The following is a 9,097-nucleotide window of genomic DNA, read 5'->3' as shown; positions in this document are numbered from 1 at the left end:
TTGTTTAACCATCTTCATTTGCTCAAGAGCTTTCTCATTAAAAACATTATAGCCTGATTCATTTTTCTCTAAAGAAATATACGTCCTTAATTCTTTCATCCAATTTCTTATAACATTTGGTGATTCATCTAAACACAATGCAACTTCTTTAACAGTCATCGCTATATAACCTGGTTTTTCTTTACCTAGGTTTTCACTTTTATCCATCTTTTTACCCACCTTTAAAACCTAGATAAAAACCTAAGTTTTTTAAATATCAAGGGTTATTTTCAAAAAAATCAACCTTGATACCTAGGTATAAAACCTAGGTTTTTACTAATTCATTTTACTAAGGTTTATATCCTTCTGTCATATAAAAATAATGGAGTCCTTCACATCTCTAAGTCATACTTCATTTTCTTTTTAACAAATCATTATTTAATCCATATAGCGAAGACCATGGCCGCGCCACAATTTTTTTCTAATAACCTTGCAATAAACCACAATTAAAATCATATTTTTGTTTTTTTAACATAATAAAACTCTATCAAAAGGCAAGTCATTTTATAAAATTGGAAATTCTGAATCAAAAAAGAGAGAAGAGCATAAGGGGTTTTTGGGCCCAACTAGGGGTTGGGGCTAGGCAGAGCCTAGCTTAAACGTGGGTACACGAAAATTTCCAGGATGTGCACTCACGGTCGACTCAAAATTTTCCAATTACACGTATTTTTCGTTAAAAGTAGAGTCGAGGTGTACACAAGGTACTCTTCATAGCATCAAATGTGTACCTGCTGTAGACAACATTTTTTTTATAAATTGTAATCAAACATTACTTTAGAATACTAAAAGAGATCCATCGAAAATAAGTAAACACAAGATTATAATTTAAAACAGAAAACAACAAAATGTGAGATATCATTCAGACGCTTCAAAATCCGTTTTAAAGAATATGGATCTAAAATAATACTATTTGCTGTAAAAATGAAAATGGACGCTTAAAAAGCAAAATAAACAGGTTTAAATAAGGGTTTTCGTTTGCTTTTGGGGTTGAGGCTGGTTCGTCGTGTGGGGACGAAACCCCACATATAACGTATTCTATCAATTTGGTAAGTGAAATTTTAAATCGAATTACTAGCGGTTCGGCTCGTATAATAGCAAATTCAAGCCGATGATCCCTAGTAGTTGCTTTTGGATGTATCGGCTTGGTGATATCCAAACTCGAGCCGAAAAAAGTTCCGCAAGGATGTAGCAAAGCGAAAAGGGTGGAGATTTTCTGTAGTAAAACGAAAGAAAATACGACCCGTTCCTTGCGGAACTTTTAGCTCTATATATAAGAGTGAGAAGAGCAAAGTGAAGAAAGTCAGTAATGGCAAGGGTTTATAGAAGATAAGGTGTCAAAAAAAAGTGACACCGGTGTCAAAAAAAAGTGACACCTAAAAAAAGGTAAATGACATAAAAAAAAAGAACGCAAGATTTTTTTTGCATTCTTTTAAAATAAATAAATAGGTAGTTTGTGTTTTTTCTTTCCTTGATCTTCGACTTTAAAATTTCTTAATGAATCTCTAAAAATATGTTGAGTTGCTTTATCTATTCCATCTTTAGGAGAGCAACACATAATATTTGGATTTACAAACCATGTACGACTAGTACAAACCCGTCCATCTTCAGTTGTAACACCTGATTGTGCAACTGCTAATACTCCCTTTTTTAATAAACCATTCATAACACTAGAAATACTTTGACGAGTCATTTTAAACTTTTCAGCTAGATATGTAGGCGATGCTGGATTATTTGTCTCACGTTCTACAAGAACATTAGTTTTAAATTCTACAGATGAAGTTAATTTGAATAAAAAAGCTTCTTCCTTACTACTTAAATAACCTATTTCAATCAAATAATCTATATTATCCATTATAATTTGCACAAATCTCACCCGATCTGTAGGCTTTTTCTTTTTACCTATGAAATATTCTTCCCCACCAGACATTTTACTTAACATCTGTAAAAGCATAGCTCTTTCTTCTTCTGAATACCCACCAGTTTGCAACTGATCATAAATACTATCAATCTTACTATCTCTTGCTTTAGCTTTTTTTTCAGCTTGTCCAAAATCTACTACTTTACTCACTGTTTCTCCTCCTACTTCCTAAACAGAAAAACGAGAAACTAAAAAGTGTATACATATTCCATTTTCAAAATACAAATTTCATGTTAAAATACACATAGATTAAATTATTCCTGTCTAGGATTTTTTGAAAAGAAACCTTGTTACCGCAAGGTTTCTTTTTTTTATTCTACCACAAATTTCTACATAAAAGTTTTTCCTGTCTCTTAAGGTATTGAAATCCCAACAAAATTCAACAAAGATTTTATACTAATATAAACCGGAACAACAAATACAGCCTTTCCTACCCCATATTTGACCACATCTAACCAATTATTAATCCAAGCACCTTTTCTAGCATTTTGACTCATGCTGTTGATTTCTAAATAATTAGGCAAGCTACGTGTGTATGATCACACACACCAAAAACGATATTTTTGAATTAGTAGGAGATCCCTACAACCTTTACCGTTTTTTCTGTCTCGAAATTTCATTTTATCGTCCTAAAACGGTTGTCGCTTCGCTCGATTTTCAGCAAATAAAAAGAAGATTAAACTAGAAAAACAATCTAGTTCGGTCTTCTTTTTATTCTAAATTCATTAATGATCGCTTTTTTTACATCACTATAAAATACCATTATCAGCATTCCCAATATAGTTATAAATAAAGAAATTCCTTCAATGCCAATAAATATCCCTATAAATATAAGAGCAATACCTATAAAAAAGCCAAAATCATTTTCATCATCATCGTCCTCACATTCATCTTTATCTTTTTTATCTAACTCCCCTCTAACATCCTCTGATCCCTTTATTAACTCATCAATTGTTACTTCATACAATTCACTAAGTAAAATCAAATTATCAATATCAGGATAACTTTTATTGCTCTCCCATTTATAAACAGCTTGTCTAGTCACTCCAACCTTGCGAGCTACATCTTCTTGTGAAAAGTTTTTTGATTCACGAAACTTTTTCAATTGCGAACCTAAATTCATATTATTCACCTCTAAGAAATCATTACATATAAAACCATAATCAATAAAGAAACCATTAGTCTAATAGATGTAAACTAATGGTTCACATATTTAAATTCTTGCTAAATCACTTAAATCTATATTCAACTAAAACAATATTATCAGAAACTAAAAAAGAATCCTAAAAACATAGGATTCCTTAATGCGAAAATGTGATATTTCATTAACCCGTCAATATGTAATATTGCATATAAAAATATATTGATATAAATGTAAGCGCTTACTATAATAAAAGCATAAAGATAAATCACATCTTAGCATCAACAACAGAGGAGGAAATAATATGGCAATCGCAATGACAGTTTTAAAATTTGTAGGTGGAGCACTTCCATTAGTTCAAGAACTTTTAAAAGCATTTATGTAAGTTTACTATTTAGCAATTATTTATAAAAATTATTATACCTTAATACGAAAAAAGAGGAGGAAATAATATGACAATCGCAATGGCAGTTTTATCATTTGTAGGTGGAGTACTTCCATTAGTAGCAGAACTTTTAAAAGCAGTAATGTAAGTTCATTATTCCGCAATTATTTATAAAGATTATCATACCTTAATACGAAAAAAGAGGAGGAAATAACATGGCAATCGCAATGGCAGTTTTAAAATTTGTAGGTGGAATCATTCCATTTGTACAAGAACTTTTAAAAGCAGTAATGTAAATTCATTATTCCGCAATTATTTATAAAAATTATCATACAAATGATCTGTATATCAAAGATGAATTGATGTGCAGATCATTTGTGTGAGCAAAGTCCCTTTAGCATTATTAAGGGACTTTTTTGTTACTACTGAATGTAAACTTTTAAATATTTGTTTACATTCAAACTCCTGAAAACATTGAATTCACGCCAAATCCACTGATATCCTTAAAATTAACAACAAAAGTATACATTCAAAACATTATAAATAAAGAGGTAAAGGATCTATGAATAAAAGACAACATCTCATTGATGTCCAACCCATAAAAACAAAAGATGTAGCCATGTTGCAAGAAATATTCAATCATAGTACACCACAAATTACACTCAAATATATTGGAATCAATAAAGAAGAAAAGGATAATATTTTAGATATCTTTTACATATGATTGAGCTAAAATTAACAACTTTAAATAAAAAAGCAGTTAATTCCTAAATCATCTTTTTTATCAACTGCCAACACTTTTAAATATTTATATATTTATCAATACAAATATGATATATTCGTAATGTTGTTTGTTAATAAGTAAATAAATTGAAAAAGAGGAATCTTTATGAAAAAAACTACATTTTACATTTCTACTTGTATTCTCTCATTTGGATTATTTTTAAATCATCCTACTAGCTCTAATGCAGAGGAAACGTCTACACAAATAGTTACTACACAAGAAGCCCAAACTAAAGCGGAAACATACCTTAAAAACATTAGTAAACGTTCTTATCCCGAATGGAAAGATGCTTATTTTAGTGAGAATACAATTTTATATGACTTAGAAGGAAATATTAAAGGATATTTATTTCAAGTCAAAAAGGACAATAAAAACCTTGGATATATTATTGCAAATAGTAATCAAAACCAACCTTCGATTATAGAATCTACAAGAGAAGGTTCTAATCCTTATACAACTGTAAAAGAAGGGAAAACTATTTACACAGGACTTTTACAACAATCAACACAAGAAAATAAAAATAAGTATAATATTGAAGAAATAAAAAAACATGTAAATGTAGAAGGAAATAAACAAAATGTCTCTAAAAATACTTTCTATGCCTCTTTAAAAGCAGAAAATATTTCAGATAATGAAAAACGTAAAATAATCAATGATGTCCCAGACTATCAATGGTATAGAGGATGTTCACCAACTTCAATCGCTAATGTAATAGGTTATTGGGATAAACATGGATATAATAATTTAGTAAAAGATAATGAAACTACTAATACATTAATAGACAATATTGGAAACGATGTAAAAACAGATAAAAAGGGTGCTACATCAGTAAGTGATTATATACCAGGGATTAAAAAATACTGGAATGAACGTGGATATTATCCAGAAATTGTTACAGACGAAAAACCAACATATGATAAGTATGTAAAAGAAATAGATACAAATAGACCAGTTCTAATAACCCTTGTAAATCATCCATTTTACGAGAACCATGCATTAGCTGGAGTAGGATATCAACAATTCTATATTTCTGAATTAAATGAAGATTTTAAAGACATAATTCTTCGAGATACTTGGCCAGGAACTCCAATAGATACATATTATAACTTTAATGAAAGCTCCAAATATATATGGGGATATACAACTATAAATCCAGCTGCAAAAGGTTGGGTTACTGATTTTAATGAAAAATGGAGATATATAGAAAACTCTGGGACACTAAAAACTGGATGGTTCCAAGATCAAGGAAATTGGTATTACCTTGATCCATCAGGCATTATGAAAACCAAATGGATTGAAGATCAAGGAAATTGGTATTACCTTGATCCATCAAGCGGCGCTATGAAAACCGGATGGGTTGAAGTCAAGGGAATTTGGTATTACCTTGATCCATCAAGCGGCGCTATGAAAACTGGATGGTTTCAAAGTAACGGAAAATGGTACTACTTAGATCCTAAACCAGGTAGTAATCAAGGAGTAAGGTTAAAAAAATGGCAGTTAATCGATAATAAATGGTATTATTTCGATGAATATAACGGAAACATGGAAAAACCAGGAAAACGATTTATTAAAGATAAATGGTATTTAATAGATCAATCTGGAGCTATGTTAGTTGGCTGGCAATTTTTCGAAGGGAATTGGTATTATTTAGAACAAGATGGAGCTATGTCATTTGATTGGAAATTGATTAACGATAAATGGTATTATTTCATGCCACATGGAGATATGGTAACAGGAGAGAAATATATTAATGATAAAAAATATTATTTCAATCCAGATGGTTCTTTAGCTGAATAATAGATTTAAGAATAATATTTAGATAGATTAACAAATTATCTACTACATAAAGAAATTTTAAAGGGGAAATTTATGAAAAAATATGTCAAAGTCTTAAGTTTAACAACTATTCTTTTTAGTAGTTTTGCCTTAACACCAGTTTCCGCAGAAACTGAATCCTTAGAAAAAAATATAACAGAAAAACAATTACAGGAAGTAGCAAACTACCAATTACCACCTGAATTAGAAGCACAGGCAGAAAAGTTAGCTCAAGAAATTGCAAGAGAAACATTACAACAAGAAAATGAACTTGGGATTTCATCTAATTTAGTAAAAAAAAGAAATAAATTAGCAAGTTTTTCTATGCAACCATCAAATAGTACTCCATCTAATAGTATACCTGGTTATAATATTACAGCTGATTTCTCTAACCTTATGAGAAGTAACAGAGTTCGTATGGAAAGCGTAAGCAAACAAGCTGCACTAATTCAACAAAAAAATATAGATCCTATTCAAGGTCTTGCACAATCAAGAGCATATACATATTCCGTATTTATAAAACTAGTAAAAACAGGGGGACCATGGGACTATAAATTAAAATATGGCCCTAAGAATGAATATGTTTTTGATAACCAAAAATTAACAGGTGAAGACATTGGAAACTTCCACTTTGGATATGTTGGCAAAGCCATTGGTTTTACTGATATTGAACTTAAAGGTGGAGCCGGTTTTTATCAAATACTCTCTAAAACTTCAGAATGGGCATACTATAAAACATACTTTGATGAACCTAAAGACCAAAAAATGATTCAATTAGGTATAGATTATTATAATAAAGGATATTAACTTATATAAATTTAAAATAAAAAGAACAGGTTTATTTTCAACTTGTTCTTTTTTGTTTTAAAATATTTTTAGACTGATATCTATCAGGCATTCAAAGAATAAATAAAAAAATCGATCACTAAAATTACATATTATTTAAGATTGAGAGGACATACAAAATATGAAAAAAAACTTAACCAAAATTACAATAATAAGTGGTCTTGTCTTAATATTCTATCAATTTCTGAAATGGTATTTAGTTGAATTCCTTACTCCATTTGCTATGCCATTTCTTTCAATAGCAATTCATGGATCATTTTTCATAATATTGATTTTATCGATTATACATCTCCTTAAATACAAAAATTGGAAACCTTTAATTATTCAATTAATCATAATAATTATTTGTACATACGTACCATTTACAAAAATCTATTTAAAATTAGATTTCATAACCTATAAAAAAGAGCGTAAACAAGTTATAGAACTTATAGAACATAAAGAGTTAACACCAAATGTTGACTATAATAATAAAATGATTCATTTGCCTAAACAATTTACATCCACTTCAAAAAACGGTGGAGATGTGCTTATTCAACAAAATGAAAATGGTACTTCTGTTTTCTTTTTTACTTATCGCGGTATATTAGATAATTTTTCAGGATTTATTTACACACCAAATGATATAAAACCAAGCAAATCTGATTTTAATAGCGAATTTAAAGAAATCACAAAGATGGAAAAAAATTGGTATTACGTCACATCACATTAAAAATACAAAATTTTCTTCATTATATTAAAAACATAACATATTTATAGCAAGGGAATGCTTGTATACTGATCTGTACTGCATTCCCTTATTGTATGTATGCTATATTCTTATTCGCCTTTTTCTAACAGTAGAACCACGAATCTTGGCGAAGACATTGGTTTTTGCCCTGTCCTGGGGTCCGTCCTCGCTTTTTATTCCACGGTTCCCTTGACCACGAGCCTCCGAACCCTCAAACTCCCAAAGCCAACCCCAGCGGGCAAAAACCGCCCTTCTGGGGCCACCTCTGGCGAGTTTGCATGAGGGTTCCCCTCATCGTCAAGGAACTTTCGCGGCATAAACGCCAGGACTCAGCGATTCCACATGCGCCGCCACCACGATTCCTTCTAAATGCATTTTTTATTCAATTCAATAATTATTGCTAACAATAAATAAAAAGCTAATTTTCTATGAAAATTAGCTTTTTAACTTTAATATTCACATAAAATTATACCTATAATTTCACTTACCATATTTTAAAACTTCTTAATAAAAAAACAGAACATTAAAGTGTATTATATTTTTTCACTTGTAATGGAATAGTTATAACATATAAATCTACAGCATAATAAGTAATCCAAATCCCTTTACCTTCAACATCAAGTTTTGATTGGTAAAACTGTTCTAAAATTTTTCTTTTCCCCCATCTTTTAGGGAACCATTTGAATACTTTAGGAACATTATATTTTTTATTAGACCATACCTTTAATCTCCATAGAACTAAAATAACTGTAATCAGGATAATAAAATTAATAAACTCAGAATATGAAGCTTTTAAAAACATATATCCTCTACCTTTTCATTAGAAATGTAACAACTTATCCTCTTAAAATAGCCTTTTTTACAATAAAATACATTATAGAAAATAGTAAACAAGTACCTACTATGCCAAAAGTCGCAATTGAAATTTTACCTGCCATCGTTTCATGTGGATCTAAAGCATTAGGTAAAATTGTACCAAAAATTGCAATACAAGCCAATATAACCATAGTATATTTTAAAATTTTCACTTTTTTATTCATACTAATTATCTCCTTAAATCCTTAATAACAAGTTCTTTACCAAATCTCAAAAAATCATTTTCTAAATAATCTCGCGAAAAAACCTTTTTGTTCTGTAGATGCCGTTAATAATTTTGTTTCTTGTACTTCTCTAATTGTTTCAAGTAACTTCTGATCACGGTTCTCTAACTTATTGTCAATATAATCTTGTTGTTTTTGTAGTTGTTCAATTAACAATTTATTAAATTCCTCTTGTTTCTCACTATATTCTCTAAGTCTACTAACTTCATTTTTTAACGCTTTTAATTCTTCAGCTAAAATTTCTCCAACTTCTTTACTAGGTACAGGCTTTATACTTTCTCCACCTGTAGCAAAATAATGTTCAATTTGTTTTATTGAGTAATTCTGTTCTCTGTGTAA

The 9,097-nt window shown here is 29.9% G+C and carries 10 protein-coding genes and 1 pseudogene; 4 read left to right on the top strand and 7 right to left on the bottom strand.

The genetic code is table 11. From position 1 onward, the window contains the following. The 4 genes from ACM6HU_RS22845 to ACM6HU_RS22830 all read right to left on the bottom strand — a co-directional run. Positions 1–207, bottom strand: a 207-nt coding sequence (locus tag ACM6HU_RS22845) for a MerR family transcriptional regulator (protein WP_414848471.1), incomplete at its 3' end; no start/stop codon positions are given. A 1,261-nt stretch (positions 208–1,468) separates the two neighbouring features. Beyond that, positions 1,469–2,107: a MarR family transcriptional regulator gene (locus ACM6HU_RS22840; RefSeq protein ID WP_018783712.1), complete on the bottom strand. Its 639-nt coding sequence runs from the start codon at positions 2,105–2,107 to the stop codon at positions 1,469–1,471. Between the two features lie 203 nt (positions 2,108–2,310). After that, positions 2,311–2,454 (bottom strand): hypothetical protein, encoded by a 144-nt coding sequence (locus ACM6HU_RS22835; RefSeq protein ID WP_176549049.1) that lies wholly within the window; start codon positions 2,452–2,454, stop codon positions 2,311–2,313. Positions 2,455–2,651: 197 nt separating this feature from the next. Beyond that, entirely contained in the window at positions 2,652–3,080 is a 429-nt protein-coding gene (locus ACM6HU_RS22830) for a helix-turn-helix domain-containing protein (RefSeq protein WP_098712817.1), read from the bottom strand. Between the two features lie 1,004 nt (positions 3,081–4,084). Between ACM6HU_RS22830 and ACM6HU_RS22825 the strand changes: the two are divergent. The 4 genes and pseudogenes from ACM6HU_RS22825 to ACM6HU_RS22810 form a co-directional block, all read left to right on the top strand. Beyond that, a pseudogene (locus ACM6HU_RS22825) lies at positions 4,085–4,207 on the top strand (integrase); the annotation flags it as partial. A gap of 165 nt (positions 4,208–4,372) precedes the next feature. Next, positions 4,373–6,064, top strand: coding sequence for an N-acetylmuramoyl-L-alanine amidase family protein (locus tag ACM6HU_RS22820; RefSeq protein WP_414848470.1), 1,692 nt, complete (start codon positions 4,373–4,375; stop codon positions 6,062–6,064). A 72-nt stretch (positions 6,065–6,136) separates the two neighbouring features. Continuing rightward, the gene (locus tag ACM6HU_RS22815; protein ID WP_414848469.1) at positions 6,137–6,889 is read left to right on the top strand and encodes a polymorphic toxin type 44 domain-containing protein; all 753 of its coding nucleotides are present in this window, start codon (positions 6,137–6,139) and stop codon (positions 6,887–6,889) included. A 160-nt stretch (positions 6,890–7,049) separates the two neighbouring features. Further along, complete coding sequence (locus tag ACM6HU_RS22810) at positions 7,050–7,640, top strand: hypothetical protein (RefSeq protein ID WP_414848468.1); 591 nt, start codon at positions 7,050–7,052, stop codon at positions 7,638–7,640. A 541-nt stretch (positions 7,641–8,181) separates the two neighbouring features. Here the strand turns inward: ACM6HU_RS22810 and ACM6HU_RS22805 are convergent. The 3 genes from ACM6HU_RS22805 to ACM6HU_RS22795 form a co-directional block, all read right to left on the bottom strand. Beyond that, on the bottom strand, positions 8,182–8,460 hold the full coding sequence (locus tag ACM6HU_RS22805) for a hypothetical protein (RefSeq protein WP_018783728.1): 279 nt from the start codon (positions 8,458–8,460) through the stop codon (positions 8,182–8,184). Positions 8,461–8,494: 34 nt separating this feature from the next. Continuing rightward, entirely contained in the window at positions 8,495–8,698 is a 204-nt protein-coding gene (locus tag ACM6HU_RS22800) for a hypothetical protein (protein ID WP_040118769.1), read from the bottom strand. A 54-nt stretch (positions 8,699–8,752) separates the two neighbouring features. After that, on the bottom strand, positions 8,753–9,097 hold a 345-nt coding region (locus ACM6HU_RS22795), incomplete at its 5' end, for a DUF3967 domain-containing protein (RefSeq protein WP_414848467.1).

Origin of the sequence: Bacillus sp. IT-79MI2 (assembly GCF_949768135.1) — a bacterium.
In the GTDB taxonomy this organism is placed as follows: domain Bacteria; phylum Bacillota; class Bacilli; order Bacillales; family Bacillaceae_G; genus Bacillus_A; species Bacillus_A pseudomycoides.
This window is presented reverse-complemented; position numbering and strand designations above follow the sequence as displayed.